Genomic DNA, 20,046 nt, shown 5'->3' with positions numbered 1-20,046 from the left:
AGTTATTTAGTGTAGCTTTTAAGTAATCAACAGCGTCAGAAATAATATTCGTGCGCTAATAAAAGGGATATTTTGACAGAGCTTACTGTCGAAGATGTTGAAAAGTACCTGAATTCACTTGGTTCGCAGGGCTGGGAAATTATCGACCTAGATTTTCAAATGGACCCGACGATGCTCGTTGGTCCTATGCCTTTGCTTAAAGTGGCCAAAAGACCTAAAAAACAATGCTAACGCTAGTTTAGTTAAACTGAAAAGGAAGCAGGATATACAATGTTTTTACCAGAAAATGAACTTGATGCCGGATCAGTCGTGCTGGTGCCTTTGCGGGAAGAACATGCTGATGATTTGGCAGACGCTGCGAGTGATGGAAAACTATGGGAGCTCTGGTTTACTTCGGTGCCACGACCAGACGCTATTGACACTTATATTTCTCTGGCATTGCAGCAGCAAAAAGATGGCTTGTCCCAACCCTTCGTGGTGGTTGAAAAACTAAGTGGGAAAGTGATCGGCAGTACCCGTTTTTGCAATCTAGATTATGCAAACAAGCGAGTAGAAATTGGTTATACCTGGTATGCAAAAAGTCATCAGCGCTCGTCGGTAAACACGGAATGTAAATTAGCGCTACTGAACCATGCATTCGAGGTGCTTGACGTTATTGCTGTTGAGTTTAGAACTCACTGGCACAATCTTGAATCGCGTAAGGCAATTGCTCGTCTTGGCGCAAAACAGGATGGGGTACTTAGGCAGCATCAACGTCTACCAGATGGTTCGTTTAGAGACACAGTGGTATTTTCCATTATTAATTCTGAATGGGCGGCGGTAAAAAATAACTTAGTGTACAAGTTGGCAAGTTTTCGACAATAGAGCCACGTGATAGCGCTAATAACAAGGTGAGTCATGACAAAAATTGTCGTTTTTGGAAACTCAGGTTCAGGAAAGTCTACCCTGGCTAAGAATTTGGTAAAGGGGCACCACATCGCTCATTTAGATTTGGACTCGGTGGCCTGGGCGCCCTCAAATGCGACCTCTAGCCCACCTAGTCGTTTGCCTATCAGCGAATCAAAGGTGCTTATTGAAACTTTCTTATCTAAAAATACATCGTGGGTTATTGAGGGTTGCTATTCCGATTTGCTCGCTGAAGTCTTGCCTCATGCCGATGAGCTCATCTTCTTAAATCTACCCATTAACCTTTGTGTAGAAAATGCTAAGGCTCGCCCATGGGAACCTCATAAGTATGCGTCTAAGCAAGCGCAAGATGCGAATTTAGATATGTTGATAGACTGGATAAAGGACTATGAAAATAGAACGGATACCTTTTCCAAGCAAAGTCATCAAGTCTTGTACGATAGTTTTGAGGGAACCAAAACCATGTACACCTCAAACAGCCACAGTGAAAGACAATGAAAGATAGCGAAGCACAGTGACCTACGACGAGTTTAATCAGTTTTGTGGTGGCTTAAAGGCTACAACTTATGTAATGCAATGGAATAACTCCCATGTATGGAAGGTGGGCGGTAAAGTATTTGCCATAGGCGGTTTAGGCAAAAACGGTGAACCCGCTTTTATTTTCAAAACCTCAGAGCTTAATTACCATTTTTTGAGCGAGAAACCCGGGTATCGCCCCGCGCCTTATTTTGCGTCTCGGGGCATGAAATGGATCCAGCAATTTGGCGGCGATGAAACTCAACCTAAAATTGAATTTGAACAAAGTGTAGAAGCACTCAACGAAGAGTTGAGCTACTACTTACACGAGTCTTATAAATTAGTGTCGCTAGGACTTACTAAGAAAAAACAAAAGGAACTAGGGTTGAGTTAATCTTATAGCTTTGACTATAACACTCAATTACCGGAAGATAGGGCGATAATTTAACATGGCCCGCCAATCGTTAAAGGCCATTAATAACAGGGTAAGACCATGCCAAAGGCAAGTGAAATTAAAAAGAATCACACCATCGTTTATGGTGGTAAAACGTGTATTGTGAGAGATATCGAACGTTCAGTACCTCAGGGCCGCGCGGGTGGTAGTATTTATCGCATGCGTATGTACGACGTGGTTAGCGGCGCTAAGTTTGATGAAACCTTCAAAGATTCAGACATGCTAGAAATGGCTGATTTAGTGCGTCGCCCAGTGATGTTTTCTTACATAGATGGCGACGAGTATGTATTCCTCGATAACGAAGATTACACGCCGTACCACCTAAACAAAGAAAGCATTGCTGACGAAGCCTTATTTATTAACGAAAAGACTGAGTCTATTCAGGTGTTAATTGTAAGCGATGTGCCAGTGGCGCTAGATTTACCAATGAGTGTAGAACTAGAGGTAACTGAAACCGACCCTTCTATTAAAGGTGCGTCTGCAACCTCGCGGACTAAGCCTGCTACGTTATCGACGGGGCTAGTGGTTCAAGTGCCTGAGTACATCAGTACTGGCGAGTGGATAAAGGTAAATACCGAAGAGCGTAAATTCCAAAGTCGCGCGTAATATTTATTTAAGTACGATTTAAAAAAACGAGGGCGCATTGCGCCCTCGTTTATTATTGCTATATCACCGCTATGCGACAGTGGCATTCCCGCAAGCGGTCATTTCGCCACTGCCTATATAACTAGATGTTTGCTACAACAGCGTTGTAGAAAGCTTCTGGGCTAGTTGCTTCGTTTGCTGCAACTGATAGTGCCATTTCAGCACGAACAGCAGTAACAACATCAGCACGTGCCGCTTCGTTTACTTCTAAAATATCAAGCATTGCCGTTAGGTGTGCGCCTGAACCTTGGCTAGTTTCTTCAATAATGTTGTTAAAGTTATTTTGAATGAATACCGCCGCAGTAGCCATTTTACCTTCACAAGAATCAGCAGATGATACTTTTGAAGAAACCGCAGTCGTACCTAAATCCCAAATGATGTTTGAAATGGCAGCAGCTGTGCCATTGTCATCAAAAATAGCCGCGCCAATACCACAGTGTTTCCACGGGTTGATGTTGTCGTCAGCCGATACGTTTCCAGCAATGGCAGTAGTCGTAAGAAGTGCAGCAAGCGTTAGTTTTTTAAACATTGTTATATTCCTCTGATTGTTATTAGTAATAATGTGAAATGAGCAAGCCGAAGTCAGTACCATGCTTGTTATCAATATTGGCTCTCACATCCCAGCGCTGATTAATTGAATATCGCGCGGTAATAGAGAGGTAATGTTGATCCTTCGATGGCTGGTTCACAAACCATTGTTGTCCTACTGCCAATGACATTGCTATTTCAGACGTAACATGTGCTACGCCTCCCACTTCTGAACCCACAGCGATAAAGCCGCCATTCAGATTAGAGCTGGTAATAGAAGTGCTGAGCGCGGCATAACCTACAAGGTTGTGACGAAAGGCCCAAGACTTCCCAATAAAACTGTCGATATAACCTGCGCCGCAGTGGGTACAGTTGTTAGCCTGTTCTCTGTAGCCAAAGGCCAGTTTCCAAGCCCAATTGCTATCAAGTGGCAATCCAGATTCAGACGCATTAAGGTTAATAATTCGTACTGGCGTAAACTCTCTTACTGCTAACTCTTCACCCTCTAGGTAACGAAGACGAAGATTAAAGGTGGTTAGCTCAGAGTAAGGAATTCGCCCCGCATTCAGCGTGAGCAGATCGTAATAATTGGCCCTAAAGTTCAACTCCCCCGCCACGTCGCCTGATGGTGTGTCGTATAAACCAAGACCAATACGCGTGGTATCTTGTGCTTCATGAGGAGGGCGTCTATCTATGCTTTTCCAGTTTGGTTTAACGGGTGCCATACCAAACCGTTTTATCATGGCTTGCCGCTTTTGTGCTTGTTGTATAGTGGTGAGGTCGTCTTCTTTTTGTTCAATAAACGCAAAGTAGTCGTAAAGGGTATCGATAACCCGTATCGCCGATGCGTCACCTAAAGCAGCAAGTTGCTGTTGCGTGTCTTTAGGCGCACTTTCTAGAATTTGCAGTAAGGTTTGCTGTTCCTTGCTGGTTAATTGTTGCCAGCGATCATAAAGTGTTTGCTGACGTGAACCATGGTAGATAACGTCATTAAACATTGTACGGCTAGTTTGATGGCGTTGCATCATTACCACTAAATCAAATGGCATCACCCACACCTTATTGGGGGCAATCAGAGATTCATCGAAAACTAAGCTGAGTAACTTTGCTAATTGGTAGGCACAGTTTTGCTCAAAGAAGTAATAGGTCATTGTGGCATTTTCTAGCTCCCATAAATGGGCAAGTAGAAATTGAATATCGTCTTGGGATAGGGCAAGTTTATATTCCCACATATCGCGAAGCTCGGTTTCGCTATAAGTTAAATGATGATGGTGGTATTGCTGGTTAGAGAACTTACCTTGATAGCCACCCAATATGCCTTTAGTGATGTAAACCAACTTGTTTTCGTTATCGGGTACTTTAGCCCCATAAGAGAAGGTGTTATCGAGTAAGCCGTCTTCTGATTCGCCATTAAACTTTAAAAATACATGACCAAACATCGACGCGGGGTTACCTAAGTAGCCTGAAGCAAAAATAAGGCTGGCGCTGTGGGTAGAAAAAGCATCTAAATAATCTTCATACTTTGGACATGCCACGTCAGGGAAGCTAAGTGTGGGTAACTGTTTTTCTATAAAACGTTTACGTGCGGGAAATTGACACTGGCTTTTTGGGTTTTGTGAGAAGGCATGAATAGTCGCTTCAAGTTCCGAAAGTGGATTTTCAAAGCCATTTTCTGCTAAATAGAAGTTACTGCCATTGTGGTGTAGCGTTACTGCGGTTTGCTCAGCATGTAATAGCTGCTTCCACACCTTGTGTGATGCTAGGTTATTTATATGTTGAGACGCATCGTTAGCGTAAACTAGCGTTACGGTACACAAAAATACTATGCAACAGCGGGTGAAAAAGGAATACAACGCAACTTCCTAGACTAAATCCATTTAAATTCGCGACAACGACGTAAAATAAACCGTTTCGTTGCGCAATGAAGATTGCAGAATATGCCTTCGCTGCAGGGTATATACAAGTTCCAATTACAGATAATTTGTTACTAATTGCTACTAGGTGCCTTAAATTTCGCTTCAAAAAGGTGAGGTTAAAACCATTTTCTTTCACCTCGTTTGTGCTTGAGGGAAACTAAAAATCAATAAATTAAAAAAGGAGGGCTGTAATTGGATCTCGTTACTTATTGGCTAACCGCTGATGGCGCTATCTCGTTAACTACCGCCGCAGTGCTAATAGCAACCTCTACGATGACGTCCTTGATAACCGCCACCTTTGGTATTGGCGGTGGCGTGTTGCTTATTGCGGTAATGGCGGGAAGCTTGCCAGTATCTGCACTTATTCCTGTGCATGGGTTGGTACAGTTAGGTTCAAACGGCAACCGAGCACTAATGACCTTTCGTTATGTTGATTGGTCTATGGTGAAGTTCTTTTCGTTTGGGGCGTTGTTGGGGGCGGTGCTGGCTACGTTTATAGTCGTGCAATTGCCCTTAGTCGTAATCCAATTTGCTGTAGCGGGTTTTATCTTATTTTTGGTGTGGGGCAGCAAACCAAAAGCGCAGGAAATGCAGCCCGCTGGGCGAAGTCTAGCGGGGCTGGTCACCACGTTAATCTCTATGTTTGTGGGGGCTACGGGGCCGCTAGTTGCCGCGTTTGTGCATCGGAACAATTACAATAAAATGCAGATAACCGCCACCATGGCCTCGTGCCTTACCTTTCAACATGGGTTAAAAGCGTTTGTGTTTACCTTTGTAGGATTCTCCTTTTTTCAATGGCTAGGATTAATTTTTGCCATGATTATAAGTGGCGCAGTGGGGACTTACGTGGGGCTAAAAGTACTCAAGAAGATTCCAGCCGATAAATTTCTCGTGCTGTTTAAGGTTATCGTTACCTTATTAGCAATCCGCTTAATTGTGCAGGCAGTGTCTGATTTAGTGTAGGTCAGCTTGTTCGATGTTGTTTGCCTATGAATTACTCAACGAAAGCGTGATAGGCGAATATCTTCGCCTATCACTTTACCTTTTTTATCGTAATTTACATGTTGGCTCGCTTTGGGAGTGGGCCAGTGAATAGTGGTCGCTAAAAGCGATAGCTCGCTGAGATCTGCCATTCTCTGCCAGTCCCAGGCAGTTTATCTCCTACCGCAATATCGGCATCTGATACGCGGTTAACACCTGCGGTATGAGCGGTATAGTACTTATCAAGCGCATTTTGAAGCTGTACCGACACGCTAAAGGCTTGAGTAAGTTGCCAGCGTGCGCCCAAATGTATAAGTCCGTAACCTGATGTACTGCTTTCATTTTGTAGGGCAGAGGTATGATTCTGTGCACCCACTAAATGAGACGTAACTGACAACATAAGCGGCGATTGCATAAGCTCGCTTTGCCACTCAATACGGGTAGTTAATTGCTCAGGGGCAATGCGAAATAACCCGTCGTCTATATCGTCTCTATTACCATGGCTCAAACTTGCTGTAGACGTTAGAAGCAGGTTGTCAGATAGCTTACCGTTAATCGTAACGTCTAGGCCTTTAATAACTGCGTCGGTATTCGTCCATTGAAACGGTGTATCAGACCCCATCATGGTCGAGAACATAACCGCAGCTGCATTGCTGCTCGGGGTGCCAGTAATATAGTCTTCTATGTCTTGATAATAAAGTCGTGGTGAAACGGTCCAGTCATTTTTGCTGTAAGTAACACCAAACTCAATTTGACGCGCAGTTTCGTTATCGAGTTCAAGGTTACCAATGTAATTGAACCCGTCTGCCATGCCGCCTGTAATGCCTAATGGTAACCAGGTGTAACGTTCATAATAATTAGGCGCGCGGTTCTTTTGGGAGATACCCGTAAAGACTGTCACCGTTTCGCTTACGGGTATTTGAATAGTCGCTGCCGCATCTAGCATATTGTAGGTTTCACTACGTTCGGCGGTGTTGAAGTTAGACGCTAGTGTGGCCACCGCATCGTTCATCATTACCATGTTAGAGTCTATTGCATCAGCGTCCATATCAATTTGGGTATAACGAAGGCCCAGCAGGTAATCAGCGGTGTCGGTTTTTCTATGCCATTCGGTAAAACCACTGTAAGTATCGCGGGTAATATCGCTAAAGTTATTGATATAAAATGCGCTGTTATTCGGGTTGGTGATAACAGAGCTATTTCGACTGTGTAAATGACTAAAGCCTACTTCAAGTTCACCATTAAGGGCTGGGGTGATGTAGCTTGCCTCTATTCCTTGTGCAACGGAATCGGCATCGTTTTGTCTTGCCGTGCTGGCCATCGAAACCGCGCGTTGAGAAAAATTGTCCATGGCGTGTTGGTTGCTATTTCCAAACACGCTGACTTTTAACATACGCTCATCATCGGCTTGGTATTGATAACCTAAGCGATACCACGCCGCATCTATAGACGTAATATCCATGGCAAGAGCCGCAGTACCGCTATTGTTAGTGTTCAGTGTTTGGTAGCTGACATCTAGGCTATGCTTGCCCCAACTATAGCCTGCACGAAGTTTACCGCCGTTTCTTTGGTACTGAGAATTAGGGATAGTTATGTTTGAGCCTGCATCGTTAGAGGCAGCCTCGCGCTCGTCACGTTGCTGGTGGGTAAATGCGCCGCTAAAAAAGCCATTGTCTGTGCCATAAAATGCATTGGCTTGGTACTGCTGTGCATCGCCGGGAGAAAACGCACCGGCGCTGGCATTAAACTGCAGGCCATTAGCTTGTGCAAACAAGTGCTGAGCGTCGGCACGAATGTCTAGTTTACCGCCTAAGGTTTCAACCCCTGCACTTACCGGTACTATTCCGCGATACAGCACGGCCTGAAGGCCGGGTTCAGGTAACACATGTGAAAGCGGGGAATCCATAGCGTTAGGGCCTGCGACCGCAATATCTACACCATCAATAGTCACGCCGACTCTATCACCATAAAGGCCACGGTATTGAATTAACCCGGTTACGGGGCCGTTTCGTGAAATAGTTACGCCAGGAAGGGCAGCGAGTTGATCGCCATAGTCAGCTTCGGTATTAGTAGAGGCCGAAACCGGCGCATTATTAGTGAGGGTGAGCGGCTCGCCAATAACGGTAATCACTTCTGTTGAAGCGGTGTCTTGAGCATACAAAAAAGGGGAAAAGCCAGCAGTACATACTGCTAGTGCAATGGCTGTTTTTTTCATAATTAGTCCATTTTAATTAAACAACGTCAGCGATAACGCTGATAAAAGCGCGTTATAAATAAAGTGTTATGGGAAAACTATGAAAGGGGTGGAGCGCGTGACAGCGGAGCCGCGTAGGCGTATGCGGTATAGGGCCGCTGTGCAATGGCAGTAGCAAGGTTGTTATAACTAACAAAGGTTATTAAGGGAAGTGAAAACTCAGGTGACTTTACCGCGTTGGGTAAATCAGAAAGTAGGCTATTGGTACAGTCGATATGTTCTACCGGTATTTTGCTAATATCGACACTAACATAAACAAACTCACCGGCATGTTCAGTCGCGCTTAATGATATCCAGCGCATGGTATTACCGGTACAGATAAGTTCTATATCGTTGTTGCTGTCGTTAAACTGGGTAGTAAATTGCTGGGCCTTTTCCATTGAAACAGCCGCAAGCCCCAATGCCATCGCATTTTGCAAAAGCAGGGTTAGGCATACTAGCAGTGTAAATAATGACTTCAATGGCAAAGCAGTATTCTATTTCTACCGGAACTTATCTAATAATACGTTAAAAATAGGATGTTGAAAGGGTTTTTACTGCGAGCTATTTAACCCTTAACCTTTAACCCTAGCGATTGAAGCTTACGATATAACGTCCGCTGGCTGACACCTAGTGCATTGGCAAGAGTGTCTATACTGCCTTCGTGCTTTGCCACTACCTTTTCAAGGTACTTAGCTTCAGCAGCTTCCAGAGTGAGGACTCTTTCATTTGTGTGGACAGTGGGTTCGCTAACTAGCTCGGGCAAATCGGTTGGGTAAATTACATTTTCATCTGCCAACAAGTACGCTTGTTCCACAATATTTTTAAGCTCTCGAATGTTACCTGGGTAGGTATAGTTGGTTAGCATTTCAATAGTGGATTTGTGTAAACGCTTTTTCGAAGGCAGTTCGTGCAACATGTGGCTGCACAGCAATTCAATGTCGCTTTGACGCTCACGAAGTGGCGGAAGGTGTATGGGGAAACCTGCAATACGGTAGTAAAGATCTTGTCTGAATTCACCTTTTTCCACTAAGGATTTTAAGTCTTTATGGCTAGCGCATACTAAACGGAAATCGGCTTTTTTTACTTGCACGCTTCCAACTGGGCGGTAGGTTTGAGTTTCAAACAACCGTAGTAACTTCACCTGCATGGTAAGAGGCACATCGCCAATTTCATCAAAAAATAGCGTTCCGCCTTGGGCGGCATCAACTAATCCTTTTTTGTTTGATTGCGCGCCAGTAAAAGCGCCTTTCTCGTAGCCGAATAACTCCGATTCAAAAAGCGTATCAGCTAACCCCGTACACTCTATTACCACAAAAGGTTTTTCAGCGCGGTGGCTACTGGTGTGCAGGGCATGAGAAACCAGCTCTTTACCTGTGCCCGTTTCGCCTTGAAGCAACACGGCTATATCGGATTTTGCGGCCCGATTAATTTTATTCAGCATGGCTTTAAAGGCGGCAGACTCACCTATCATTTTACCCTTGGTAGGGTAATTTGATGCAAACGCGAGTTTATCTAATATTTCTAAGTAACCAAGCAGGTCGCCATTAGCGTCGTGAACCGGCCGCATGAGAATATCACAATAGCTTTGACCGCTTTTTGTGGTGTGAATGTGAACCACACTTGCAGTCCGGCCGGTGTCTTTGCATTGCTGAATAGGGCAGCTTTCACCGCATTGATCACAAGGCTTAGTATTACCGTGTGACACCTTAAAACACTGACTTTTACCCGGAATAATATCCACAGGGTAGGTATTGCGATAAGGCTGGTTAACCGCCTCTATTACATACTGATGATTAATGAAAATAGCGGGTTTATCGATGGCATCTATCATTGCCTGAACAATCGAGATATTCATGTAACAGCTTCACCTAGCGATACGGGGTGGGTGCGCATGCGGTATAGATACAACCTACACCCATAAGGTAATTAATCTAGGTTTAAGGTATCACATTGGCACGAGCCTTGTACGTATCTTGGTAGGTAATGCTCCCCATTGAGGAAAAGAATATGAAAACGAGATTAACGGCTGTTGTGATAAGTGGGTTCTTTTTATCTGCTTCACTATTAATCGTACTATCAACCGCGCTAGCGGCTGAAATGCCGCAGCCGCAAGACAGCATAGCTACACAACACGCAACTGAAACCACCCTGGCAGGCCCCGAAGATAAGCTAAATCAAGCACGTAGCAATGCCAAAGCACTAGGGGGCGCGTTAAAGTCGAGGCTTCAGCAAGCTATTTCAAAAGGTGGTTTGGAAGCAGGGGTAGAAGAGTGCTATGTGGCTGCTGGGCCTATTGCAGAAGCGCTCAAGAAGGATGGTTGGACGGTAGGGCGCACCGCGCTGCAAGTGCGTAACCAAGACAACCAACCAGATGCATGGGAAGAAACCCAATTGCACGAGTTTGCAGATGCCTTATCTAAGCAATTGCCTATGCCGCTAGAGGCATCACAGTGGAATGAAGAAACAGGTGAATTGCGCTATATGTCAGCGATTGTTACGGGGCAAGTATGTACAGCCTGTCATGGCAATAACGTGGCCCCAGCAGTGTTAGATATTATTAAAGAGAAATACCCTGAAGATACCGCCACGGGTTTAGCGCCGGGCAGTTTAAGAGGGGCTTTCACGCTTACCTATTCACCCGAATAGCCATTTCTTTATTTAGAAGATGCAACGGGCCTTTACTGGCTCAGTTGCATCTCTATCGCCTCTCGCTTATTTCTTCTTACTCTCTTTACTTATTTCTATTCACCTAATTCCTTTCCAGTGCTTTTTGCAAACCCTCCACTTTCAGATTTTTTGACCTATTACTTCATTTAATTTTTATTTGTCAAAAATGGCGGGAATTGTCATTTTTGGCGCAATTTCCTCTCATCTTGTTTGAGATGGATCAACGCGGCTGGTTCGACTTAGTGGAATAATTGCGCCGCATGGTAGGGAATACAGGTGGTGATGGGCAATCGTGCCATAGCTGGCGCAAAGCTTGCTAAACCTCCGTCAGAAGTACAAGTCTTACGGTGCGGCCTTATTTTTAAGGTTATTGATTTAAAAGAATTTTAGCGGCTTGCCGTACTGTTTTTTAACTAGGGAGAAAACCCATGAGCGATACGTTAGTCGAGCTATCGCGGTGGCAATTTGCGCTAACTGCGATGTTCCACTTTATATTTGTGCCCTTAACCTTAGGGTTGAGTTTCATGCTTGCCATTATGGAATCCGTTTATGTGATGACAGGCAAAGAAATTTACAAACAAATGACTCAGTTTTGGGGCAAGTTGTTTGGTATTAACTTCGCCATTGGTGTGGCTACCGGCCTCACTATGGAGTTTCAGTTCGGTATGAATTGGTCCTACTATTCTCACTATGTAGGGGATATTTTTGGGGCACCGCTGGCTATTGAAGGTCTGATGGCGTTCTTCCTAGAATCGACTTTCGTTGGATTGTTCTTCTTCGGCTGGGATAAAATGTCGAAGGGAAGACACTTAATGACCACTTGGTTGGTGGCTATTGGTTCTAACTTCTCAGCTCTATGGATACTCATTGCCAATGGTTGGATGCAATACCCTGTAGGCGCAGAATTTAACTTTGAAGCCATGCGCATGGAAATGACAAGTTTTGCCGAGGTTATCTTCAATCCTGTCGCGCAAGTAAAGTTTGTGCATACCGTCTCAGCGGGCTACGTAACAGGTGCCATGTTTGTATTGGCTATTTCTAGTTATTACCTACTTAACCACAAGCATATCGCATTTGCCCGTCGTTCTTTCGCTATTGCGGCTAGCTTCGGCCTAGCGGCTACCTTGTCAGTGATTGTGCTTGGTGACGAAAGTGGTTACGAATTAGGTGAAGTGCAAAAAGTGAAATTGGCTGCGGTTGAAGCGGAATATGAGACCCACCCAGCACCTGCGCCTTTTACCGTATTTGGTATTCCTAATGATGAAAAAGAGGAAACCGAATACGCACTTCAAATTCCTTGGGCGATGGGCATTATTGCTACTCGTTCACTTACCGAGGAAGTGAAAGGCTTAAAAGATATTAAAGCAGAAAACCGCTTACGTATTCTTGATGGTATTAAAGCGTACGGTTTGCTCGATAGTGTTCGAGATGGAACGGCTTCTGCAGACGAACAAGCCCTGTTTGACGCACATAAAGATAATATGGGCTATGCCATGTTATTAGAGCCATTTACGGATGATGTCACACAGCCTTCTGAAGCGGCCTTAAAAAAAGCAGTAGATTACAGTATTCCTAAAGTCGCCCCCTTATTTTGGAGTTTCCGATTAATGGTGGTATCAGGCTTTATTATGCTAGCCGTATTCTTGGCTGCCTTCTATTACAGCACTCAACATAAAATTACGCAGCCTCGCTGGTTGTTGAAAGCATCATTGTATAGCTTGCCGCTGCCTTGGGTTGCGTGTGAAGCCGGTTGGTTTGTGGCTGAGTTTGGTCGCCAGCCTTGGTCCATTGCAGAGATTCTGCCAGTGCATGCATCAACGTCTAATTTGTCTATTTCTGACATTGTTACTACGTTAGTCGCCTACTCAGCGTTTTACACTGTAATGTTCATTGTTGCTTTTTACTTGATGAAGAAGTTCGCCAAAAAAGGGCCAGTACCGCCTGAAGATAATCATAGTGATGAAGATGACGACCTAATCGACTTTGATGCAAAAGGAGCAAACGCATGATTGATTATGAATTTCTTCGCGTAGCCTGGTGGTGCCTTATTGGTGTGCTATTGATTGGTTTCGCAGTAACAGATGGGTTCGATTTAGGTGTAGGTTCACTGCTGACCATTATTGGTAAAACAGACAAAGAACGTCGCGTAATGATTAATACCATTGGGCCGCATTGGGATGGAAATCAAGTGTGGTTTATTACGGCAGGTGGTGCCATTTTTGCAGCCTGGCCGATGATTTATGCTACTGCTTTCTCAGGGTTTTACTTAGCCCTAGCGCTAACGCTAATTGCGCTTTGGATGCGTCCAATTGGATTTGATTATCGCAGTAAACTGCCAAATGCTCAGTGGCGAAAAGCATGGGATTGGGCATTGTTTGCTGGTGGTTTCATTCCTGCGCTTATTTTTGGCGTGGCCTTTGGTAACTTGTTATTAGGTGTGCCGTTTGAATTCGACAACACACTTAAATCAACGTACACCGGCTCTTTCTTTGGTTTGCTTACTCCATTTGCGCTTGTATCTGGATTATTGTCAGTGGCTATCTTACTGAATCACGGCGCTACCTGGTTACAAATGAAAACGGATGGTTTCATTGAATCTAGAGCACGTGTAACGTCGTTTATATTAAGCCTAGTGGCAGTAGCCTTGTTTTTGATTGCCGGTGCGTGGGTAGCCTTTGGGTTAGATGGTTTTGTCATTACCTCTACCGTAGATACCTTAGCCACCTCAAATCCAATGAAAAAAGAAGTCGCTATTGAAGCGGGTGCATGGATGACGAACTACTCACGATATCCATGGATGATGCTTGCACCTGTATTAGGTGTGGTAGCAGGGCTTGCATGTGCCATGTTTTCTCGCAAAGGGAATGCAGGGATGGCATTTGTTTCAAGTGCACTACTGATTACTGGCGTTATTTTAACTGCGGGCTTCTCAATGTTCCCGTTCTTAATGCCCAGTATCACTATGCCAGAAGCTAGTCTTACGGTATGGGATGCCACCTCTAGTCATTTAACTCTAAATATCATGTTCATTGTGGCTTGTATCTTTGTGCCTATCATCTTGTGCTATACCGCCTATGGCTATTATGTAATGCGTGGCCGAGTCAAAAATAGCGACTTAGATCAATCTCACACTATTTATTAAGGAGTAGCATATGTGGTATTTCACTTGGATCCTCGGCGTACTGCTAGCATGTTCATTCGGTATTTTAAATGCCATGTGGCTTGAGTCTACCGAAGACATGGACCGTCCAGAAGACGCCGAATAACTGATTAATATTCATAGCGTAATATAAAACGTAAAAGGCAACGACCTTGTGTTTTCAAGGCTCGTTGTCTTTACTTAATCAGTTATTTTAACCCGCTATTTTAAAAGATAGGCAGTGCGATAAAGTCAATGATAAAGTTAGACAGGCAGACATTTCAAGCTAAGTTTAATCAACTCGATAATACGCACAAGCTTGGCGTGCGCAGACGGGTTTTAATAATTACTTTAGTCAAGTGTCTGTCTCTTTTTTCACTGATTGTCGCTTTCTATTTTTTCGCTCATGCCATGCACGAATGGGTGGTCGATACTCATAGAGCAAGCCTGTTTCATATTAAAGGTTTATGCGTTGCGCTGTTTATTTGTTGGATAGTTCAAGGGTTAGTGAACACGCTAACGTTGTCATACAAAAGCCAGTTAATGCAGGCTATGGAGCAAAACTTACAACTTATCTTCGCCGAGCAACAGCACGCCCTCATTCGTCAACATTCCCTTTTTTACTGGCAAACACTTTGGGTGAAGCATATTCGCGCTATCGCCAACTGGGCTTTCGATTACCGCGTACAGCAATATGTTGCTGTGCTTGTCCCATTGATGGCGCTAGTGGTTATTTTTTACGTAAACCCTGTCATAGGTATGGGGTTAGCTGTAGCCCTGCCGATTGTTCCTTTGTTTATGGTCATTGTCGGGAAAGGTGCCGCGAGCTTACATCGCAAGCATTTTGTGGCACTTGAGCGGCTTGGCGGGTTATTTACCGATAGACTCAATGCACTGCCTTTAATGGCGAGTTATCGTGCACACAACACGCAAATGCGGTTACTTAATAACGCCAGTGAACAACTTAACAAGCGCACCATGCGGGTGGTAGGCGTCGCATTTTTATCATCGTCAGTATTGGATTTTTTTGCCACTTTATCGGTAGCCTTAGTTGCGGTATTTATTGGTTTTTCACTGCTCGGCGAGCTTAACTTGGGGCCTGAAATTTCCTTACAGCAAGGGCTTTGGGTGTTGCTTTCTGTGCCACTGATTTTGAGCGAAATGAAAAAGCTCGGGCAGGTTTATCACCAAAAAGCTGAAGCTGAAGCGGCCAGCGAGTGTTTATTTCCCTTATTTACTACGTTGAACGACAATGCGCCTGCCCAGGAAAGAGAAGTGACTAAAGGCGAAATGAAGAACAAACCGTTTGTGGGGTTTGATGCGCAAGATTTTCGAGTGTCTAACTTGCTTAAAGCCGAACACCTGAAGGTTGCTTTAGGAGAGCATATTCGCCTAAACGGCGTTTCTGGTAGCGGTAAAACGGTATTGCTTGAGGCCCTAGCGGGTCAGCGTAAAGCTTCCCAAAGCTTTGACGGAAGCTATGTATGGGTGAGTCAAACCCCAGTTGTTTTACCTGGCAGTGTGAGAGACAACCTTTTACTGGATGCCCACTATAGCGATAGTGCGTTGTGCGAGGTGCTAAATTCAGTTGAGTTAGCGGATTGGCTTTCGTCGCTGCCTAATGGCCTAGATACCTTGATGACCGAGTATCCCAGCCTCTCTGGTGGCGAAGCGCAGCGGCTTGCGTTAGCTCGCGGACTGTTAAGAAACCCTGATATTTGGTTGTTAGATGAGCCCACTGCGCATATCCCCGATGAGCAGCACCACCGTCTTTCACAACTTATTGCTCGCGTCACACAAGACAAAACCGTTATTTGGGCGTCGCATAAATTATTGCCTGCGCATTGGTTTGACACCCATTGGCGTATTGCAGATGGCGAAGTAACCGTGAAATGAAATCTACCCCCAAATCTATAAAGCCTGCTGTATCTGCGCAAGGTATAGCTACATCAAAAGCGTCTTCGTCACTCACCGGGCAGACATCAATGGCTGCGTATGGCGCGCTGGGCTTAGCCTTGCTTCATGGTATAGCGGGTTTGAGTATTCTTATCATTTCATCTTGGTTTATTGCCATTAGCGCAATAGCTCCTTTAGGGTTTAACTACGTGATCCCTGCGGTGGTGATTCGTGGGCTCGCACTACTTCGTATCGCTTCTGGTTACACCACCATGTGGCTAGGACACAAGGATTTATTAACCCGAATTGCCAAAGCACGGTTAGCTGTGTTTGAGCAATTAGCGGCAAAACGCCTTGAAAGCAAAGCATGGACAGTTGAAGCGCTCGCGAACCACACTGAGCAACTTGCCTCAGCTTTTATTGCGTGGGTTTCTCCATTAGCCTCAGTTATGCTGCTAATGACAGGCTTGTTGCTCACGGGGTATTTCATTAATGTGCCAGGTTATGGTTTTTTCATAGCCCTAGCCATAGTGTGGTTGGTAATTAGCGTTGTTACTGCGGTTTACGGACTGAAAGCTGTGGCTAGTTCGGCTGAGGCAGAGCTTGAATTTCGGCAACAAAGCGCGACGTTTTTTCAAGCAAGTAGTTTATGGCACCTTAAGTCAAAAACGGTAAAGGGCTTGTTTAATGCACCCTCTACTCAGCGCGTACAAGATGCACAACTAAAAGAGCAGGCGCTAGTGTCTAAAGCTATGTGGCTGTTCCAAGGTGGCGTGTTCACTTTAGTGGCGCTGGTTGTTTTGACTGCCAATACGGCAGCCTATTTTGTTCCGCTAGCACTCATTACGCCAATGGTGCTGTTGGCTGCGCCGGACTGGGCGAGCGCCACTTTCAGCAGTGTCGTGAAGCTTGCTAAGTGGCGACATAGCAAGGCAGAGCTACACGCAATGCACACCCAGCCTTTGCCCTTACTAAATGCCCATAAACCCAGCATGTCACTTTCTTTAACGGGTTTTATCGCTAAAGAAAGAAACCTACCAGCGGTCAATATGCAGTTTGAGGCATTAGGGCTGAATGTGATTAAAGGCTATTCGGGGTGCGGTAAGTCGAGCGTACTACAAGCAATATGCGGGCTCCTTCCTTTTGAAGGTCGACGCTCTATAGACAATGTTGCCACCCCGCAAGGCATGCTAGAAAAATGGATTTATGTTGAACAGCAACCCATCATTTTGGCCGGTACTATTAAACTCAATTTAGATCCGGCAGCGTCTGGAATAAGCGAAGATGCTATGCACAATGTTTTAGCCCGGGTTGGTTTGCAGCACCTTACTACCTTGGCTGAATGGGTTGGTAAAGGAGGAAGGGCGTTATCTGGCGGTGAAGGTAAGCGTTTAGCATTGGCCAGAGCCTTACTAGCGATGCCCGATGTGTTGTTAATTGATGAGCCTTTTGAAGGGCTAGACTACGAAGCACAGCAGCGCGTCGCAGAGGTCATTAATGAGAGTGCGCATTCGCGGTTAGTCATTGTTGCTACCCATGTTGTTCCTGCGGCCCTTCAACCTAATACAACCTTCTCGCTTGATGAAAAAGGTTATCAGAGTAAATCTCCCCCCAGTCTTCATACTCAACTAAATGGCACCCAGCTAAGTTATAGCCAACCAAGACACAACCAACTAAGTCATAACCAAATAGATCATGCCCACCAAAACACGGTTGGCGAAGGTGGATGGCAGGTAACGTCGCCGAATTGCACGACGCTAACGCCTAGTGAACAGCAGCAACAGGCTTTGGCAGAGCTGCAACACCACGAGCGCAACACGGCTTTTGGTTTTAAGCCGCGAAGGAAATAAGACCCCAGTTGAAAGGTATGCACACTCTTAATAACTGGGCCCAAAGGGTGAAAAGCGAACAAAAAAGGCGCCATATAGGCGCCTTAAACACACATGTATAACTTGTTTTTAGAACTTAGCGCGTAGCTGCACACCGAAGTAACGGTCTGCATCACGAGGGATTTGATAACGGAAGTTATCGCCGCTGTAGGTGGTTACATAGCTTTCGTCAGTTAAGTTCTTACCGATAAGGCTGATGCGGTAGTCATCATCTTGGAACGAAAACGCAAAGCTTGCATTCACAATAGCGTAGTCAGGTAATACTGCCGGGTCGTTTTCGGCGGCAAATGCACCAGGTGCACCCACGAACATTTCATCAGTGTAAACGTACGAGCCGTTTAAAATGATATCCATGTTGTCCATTTCCCAAATGTACTCACCGGTTACAGAGTATTTTAGGTCTGGAGAGAAAGGCAAGTCAGCGCCTGAACTACCAGTACAGGTTGGGTCACTAACTGGGCATAAGAACTCATCTACTTCAGCATCTACTTTCGATAAACCACCAGTTAACGAGAGGTTATCTGTTGCTTGCCACATGAAATCAAACTCGAAACCCTGTGTGGTGACCGACCCTGCATTGGTTAAGCGAGTGATAGTAACTGAATCAAGTAACTCTGAGTTATTTGCTTGAAAACCATCGATATCCGTTCTGAAAATAGCAGCGTTAAAGATTACGCTGCGGCTAGCGTACTTATAACCTAGCTCGTAAGCATCCGATGTTTCTTCACCAATAGGCAAGGTATCTGTGTCTGACATGTTGTAGAACACGTTAAACGCAGGGCCTTTGTAGCCTTGTGAGAAGGTGAAATAAGTCATGCTGTTATCAGTTAAGTCATACTGCACACCCAACTTGCCTGATACATTAGTTTCGTCAGTCTTGCCGCTGTAGTCAGTATCGAAGCTACGTACACCTACACCAGTACGGCTGTATTGGTCATTACTGCTTCGGTTATGTGAGTAGCTAACTTCATCATCGGTATAACGAATACCGAATAGCAGACGCAAGTCGTCATTAATATGGTATTTACCATCAGCAAATAATGCCCAGTTATCAAACTGCGTTTCCATGTAAGCGGTTGCGCTAACAATATCGTTTGAATTACAGCTAAGACCTTCATCAGCAATAAACTGGTTAACTTGATCGTCAGTTGGATCAGCTATACCTAAGGTGTCAGTTAAGTAAGCGCTGATAGCCTTAGGGAATTGTAAATCGTTATTTTGACAACTTGCATCACGGGTAAAGTTACGTTCAGATTTTTGTGTCCACCAGAACGCACCCACTTGATAATCGAATGCCTCACCCACAGGCGATGCTATGCGGAATTCTTGTGACGTTTGCTTCCAGTTTTGTGCGCCAATATCATGTAACTGAAACGGTTCGCCAAACACAGGGAAAGGACGGGTGCCCGCAGTTGAGGTGAAGTCACCTTCACGGAATTCTGTATTGTCCCAATCGCGGTAAGCCGTGATTGAAGTGAACTGATGGTCACCAAACATGGTGTCAACTTGCATTGAGAAACCTGTGGTTTCATCTAATGTGCGAGTTTCAAAGTCATGATCAATAAGGCGCTGTTCTAAATCTAAGTCACCAGTACCAGTACTGTTAGGTAGTGCTTCAGAATCAGGGTGACGACCACTTGGTGAAAGTTCTAAATCGGCACAACAGCTATCATCAGATTTCACGTTTTCAAAGATGAAAAGCACATCAGTGTCGTTACCCGCTTCCATATCAAGCATGGCACGAACGCCTTCTTTATCGTAGCCGTTGGTCATTTCATTGTTATAAACGTTTTTAATATAGCCGTCGAACTGTGATTTAAGTACGGTTAGGCTACCGTTTACATTATCGTTTAACGCACCAGATACACTGGTTTTTAAACGGTATTCATTGTCTTGAAACAAGGATACTTCCGCAGTGCCTTCAAATTCATCAGAAGGGCGTTTAGTAGTAATGTTAACCACACCGGCAGACGCATTTTTACCAAACAAGGTACCCTGCGGGCCACGTAATACTTCAATGCGCTCAAGGTCATATAAGTCAACAAACGCTTGACCGGCACGGCCTAACACAACGCCGTCTACTACTGTAGAGACACTCGGCTCAGCAGCCACACTAAATGAAATAGTCCCAATACCACGAACGGTAATGGCGGAGTTCCGAGTGGTGTTACCTTTTCGGAAACTGACCGATGGTACCGGCGTTTTTCAAGGTAGTTGTCGCCTGAGCTGTTAAGCTGCTTCTTTTTTATTCTCCGGATTTAGCTCTACGCTTC

General features: G+C 44.9%; 17 protein-coding genes and 1 pseudogene. 12 read left to right on the top strand and 6 right to left on the bottom strand.

Going from position 1 to position 20,046, the window contains the following annotated elements; genetic code table 11:
• The first annotated feature begins 72 nt into the window (after nucleotides 1-72).
• The 5 genes from J5X92_RS02750 to yeiP all read left to right on the top strand — a co-directional run bounded on the left by J5X92_RS02750 (nucleotide 73) and on the right by yeiP (nucleotide 2,482).
• The gene (locus J5X92_RS02750; RefSeq protein ID WP_013786451.1) at nucleotides 73-231 is read left to right on the top strand and encodes a hypothetical protein; all 159 of its coding nucleotides are present in this window, start codon (nucleotides 73-75) and stop codon (nucleotides 229-231) included.
• A gap of 39 nt (nucleotides 232-270) precedes the next feature.
• Nucleotides 271-864, top strand: a complete 594-nt coding sequence (locus tag J5X92_RS02745) for a GNAT family protein (protein ID WP_126874032.1) — start codon at nucleotides 271-273, stop codon at nucleotides 862-864.
• Between the two features lie 33 nt (nucleotides 865-897).
• Entirely contained in the window at nucleotides 898-1,404 is a 507-nt protein-coding gene (locus J5X92_RS02740; protein WP_208804534.1) for an AAA family ATPase, read from the top strand.
• Nucleotides 1,405-1,420: 16 nt separating this feature from the next.
• On the top strand, nucleotides 1,421-1,816 hold the full coding sequence (locus tag J5X92_RS02735) for an MmcQ/YjbR family DNA-binding protein (protein WP_013786448.1): 396 nt from the start codon (nucleotides 1,421-1,423) through the stop codon (nucleotides 1,814-1,816).
• A 99-nt stretch (nucleotides 1,817-1,915) separates the two neighbouring features.
• Entirely contained in the window at nucleotides 1,916-2,482 is a 567-nt protein-coding gene (yeiP, locus tag J5X92_RS02730; protein WP_013786447.1) for an elongation factor P-like protein YeiP, read from the top strand.
• Between the two features lie 121 nt (nucleotides 2,483-2,603).
• Here yeiP and J5X92_RS02725 read toward each other — a convergent pair whose 3' ends face one another.
• Together J5X92_RS02725 and J5X92_RS02720 are read right to left on the bottom strand one after the other, a co-directional pair.
• A complete protein-coding gene (locus tag J5X92_RS02725) occupies nucleotides 2,604-3,050 on the bottom strand; it encodes a DUF3015 family protein (protein ID WP_013786446.1) in 447 nt (148 codons plus the stop codon).
• Between the two features lie 22 nt (nucleotides 3,051-3,072).
• Complete coding sequence (locus tag J5X92_RS02720) at nucleotides 3,073-4,902, bottom strand: DUF4105 domain-containing protein (protein ID WP_013786445.1); 1,830 nt, start codon at nucleotides 4,900-4,902, stop codon at nucleotides 3,073-3,075.
• Between the two features lie 255 nt (nucleotides 4,903-5,157).
• Between J5X92_RS02720 and J5X92_RS02715 the strand changes: the two genes are divergently transcribed.
• Nucleotides 5,158-5,928: a sulfite exporter TauE/SafE family protein gene (locus J5X92_RS02715; RefSeq protein ID WP_013786444.1), complete on the top strand. Its 771-nt coding sequence runs from the start codon at nucleotides 5,158-5,160 to the stop codon at nucleotides 5,926-5,928.
• 139 nt (nucleotides 5,929-6,067) lie between these two features.
• Here the strand turns inward: J5X92_RS02715 and J5X92_RS02710 are convergent, their stop codons facing one another.
• From J5X92_RS02710 to J5X92_RS02700, 3 genes are all read right to left on the bottom strand, one after another.
• Nucleotides 6,068-8,161: a TonB-dependent receptor gene (locus J5X92_RS02710; RefSeq protein ID WP_013786443.1), complete on the bottom strand. Its 2,094-nt coding sequence runs from the start codon at nucleotides 8,159-8,161 to the stop codon at nucleotides 6,068-6,070.
• Nucleotides 8,162-8,238: 77 nt separating this feature from the next.
• Nucleotides 8,239-8,661 (bottom strand): hypothetical protein, encoded by a 423-nt coding sequence (locus J5X92_RS02705; protein ID WP_232363159.1) that lies wholly within the window; start codon nucleotides 8,659-8,661, stop codon nucleotides 8,239-8,241.
• 86 nt (nucleotides 8,662-8,747) lie between these two features.
• Nucleotides 8,748-10,013, bottom strand: a complete 1,266-nt coding sequence (locus J5X92_RS02700; protein ID WP_041453156.1) for a sigma-54-dependent Fis family transcriptional regulator — start codon at nucleotides 10,011-10,013, stop codon at nucleotides 8,748-8,750.
• 176 nt (nucleotides 10,014-10,189) lie between these two features.
• On the opposite strand from J5X92_RS02700, the gene J5X92_RS02695 reads away from it, so the two are divergent.
• From J5X92_RS02695 to J5X92_RS02670, 6 genes are all read left to right on the top strand, one after another.
• On the top strand, nucleotides 10,190-10,828 hold the full coding sequence (locus tag J5X92_RS02695) for a DUF3365 domain-containing protein (RefSeq protein WP_013786440.1): 639 nt from the start codon (nucleotides 10,190-10,192) through the stop codon (nucleotides 10,826-10,828).
• A gap of 449 nt (nucleotides 10,829-11,277) precedes the next feature.
• Nucleotides 11,278-12,858 carry a cytochrome ubiquinol oxidase subunit I gene (locus J5X92_RS02690; RefSeq protein WP_208804533.1) on the top strand — a complete coding sequence of 527 codons (1,581 nt, stop codon included), beginning with the start codon at nucleotides 11,278-11,280 and terminating at the stop codon, nucleotides 12,856-12,858.
• Nucleotides 12,855-13,991: a cytochrome d ubiquinol oxidase subunit II gene (gene cydB / locus J5X92_RS02685; RefSeq protein ID WP_013786437.1), complete on the top strand. Its 1,137-nt coding sequence runs from the start codon at nucleotides 12,855-12,857 to the stop codon at nucleotides 13,989-13,991. The genes J5X92_RS02690 and cydB overlap by 4 nt, the downstream gene beginning before the upstream one ends.
• A gap of 10 nt (nucleotides 13,992-14,001) precedes the next feature.
• Nucleotides 14,002-14,115 carry a cytochrome bd-I oxidase subunit CydX gene (gene cydX, locus J5X92_RS02680; RefSeq protein ID WP_013786436.1) on the top strand — a complete coding sequence of 38 codons (114 nt, stop codon included), beginning with the start codon at nucleotides 14,002-14,004 and terminating at the stop codon, nucleotides 14,113-14,115.
• 128 nt (nucleotides 14,116-14,243) lie between these two features.
• Nucleotides 14,244-15,884 (top strand): ATP-binding cassette domain-containing protein, encoded by a 1,641-nt coding sequence (locus J5X92_RS02675; RefSeq protein WP_126873866.1) that lies wholly within the window; start codon nucleotides 14,244-14,246, stop codon nucleotides 15,882-15,884.
• A complete protein-coding gene (locus J5X92_RS02670) occupies nucleotides 15,881-17,734 on the top strand; it encodes an ATP-binding cassette domain-containing protein (protein ID WP_244360142.1) in 1,854 nt (617 codons plus the stop codon). Before J5X92_RS02675 ends, J5X92_RS02670 begins: the two co-directional genes overlap by 4 nt.
• A gap of 108 nt (nucleotides 17,735-17,842) precedes the next feature.
• Here J5X92_RS02670 and J5X92_RS02665 read toward each other — a convergent pair.
• Nucleotides 17,843-19,969 (bottom strand): annotated as a pseudogene (locus J5X92_RS02665) (TonB-dependent receptor); the annotation flags it as partial.
• Nucleotides 19,970-20,046 lie beyond the last annotated feature (77 nt).

The sequence above is a fragment of the Alteromonas sp. K632G genome, from assembly GCF_017653625.1.
Lineage (GTDB): Bacteria > Pseudomonadota > Gammaproteobacteria > Enterobacterales > Alteromonadaceae > Alteromonas > Alteromonas naphthalenivorans.
Note: the sequence above shows the minus strand (reverse complement) of the source record. Positions and strands in the feature narration are given on the sequence as shown.

Coding starts and splice junctions, on each gene's coding strand:
- J5X92_RS02670 (WP_244360142.1), top strand. CDS start 15,881: ATGAAATCTACCCCCAAATCTATAAAGCCTGCTGTATCTGCGCAAGGT.
- yeiP (WP_013786447.1), top strand. CDS start 1,916: ATGCCAAAGGCAAGTGAAATTAAAAAGAATCACACCATCGTTTATGGT.
- J5X92_RS02745 (WP_126874032.1), top strand. CDS start 271: ATGTTTTTACCAGAAAATGAACTTGATGCCGGATCAGTCGTGCTGGTG.
- J5X92_RS02675 (WP_126873866.1), top strand. CDS start 14,244: ATGATAAAGTTAGACAGGCAGACATTTCAAGCTAAGTTTAATCAACTC.
- J5X92_RS02740 (WP_208804534.1), top strand. CDS start 898: ATGACAAAAATTGTCGTTTTTGGAAACTCAGGTTCAGGAAAGTCTACC.
- cydX (WP_013786436.1), top strand. CDS start 14,002: ATGTGGTATTTCACTTGGATCCTCGGCGTACTGCTAGCATGTTCATTC.
- J5X92_RS02690 (WP_208804533.1), top strand. CDS start 11,278: ATGAGCGATACGTTAGTCGAGCTATCGCGGTGGCAATTTGCGCTAACT.
- J5X92_RS02695 (WP_013786440.1), top strand. CDS start 10,190: ATGAAAACGAGATTAACGGCTGTTGTGATAAGTGGGTTCTTTTTATCT.
- J5X92_RS02710 (WP_013786443.1), bottom strand. CDS start 8,161: ATGAAAAAAACAGCCATTGCACTAGCAGTATGTACTGCTGGCTTTTCC.
- cydB (WP_013786437.1), top strand. CDS start 12,855: ATGATTGATTATGAATTTCTTCGCGTAGCCTGGTGGTGCCTTATTGGT.
- J5X92_RS02700 (WP_041453156.1), bottom strand. CDS start 10,013: ATGATAGATGCCATCGATAAACCCGCTATTTTCATTAATCATCAGTAT.
- J5X92_RS02725 (WP_013786446.1), bottom strand. CDS start 3,050: ATGTTTAAAAAACTAACGCTTGCTGCACTTCTTACGACTACTGCCATT.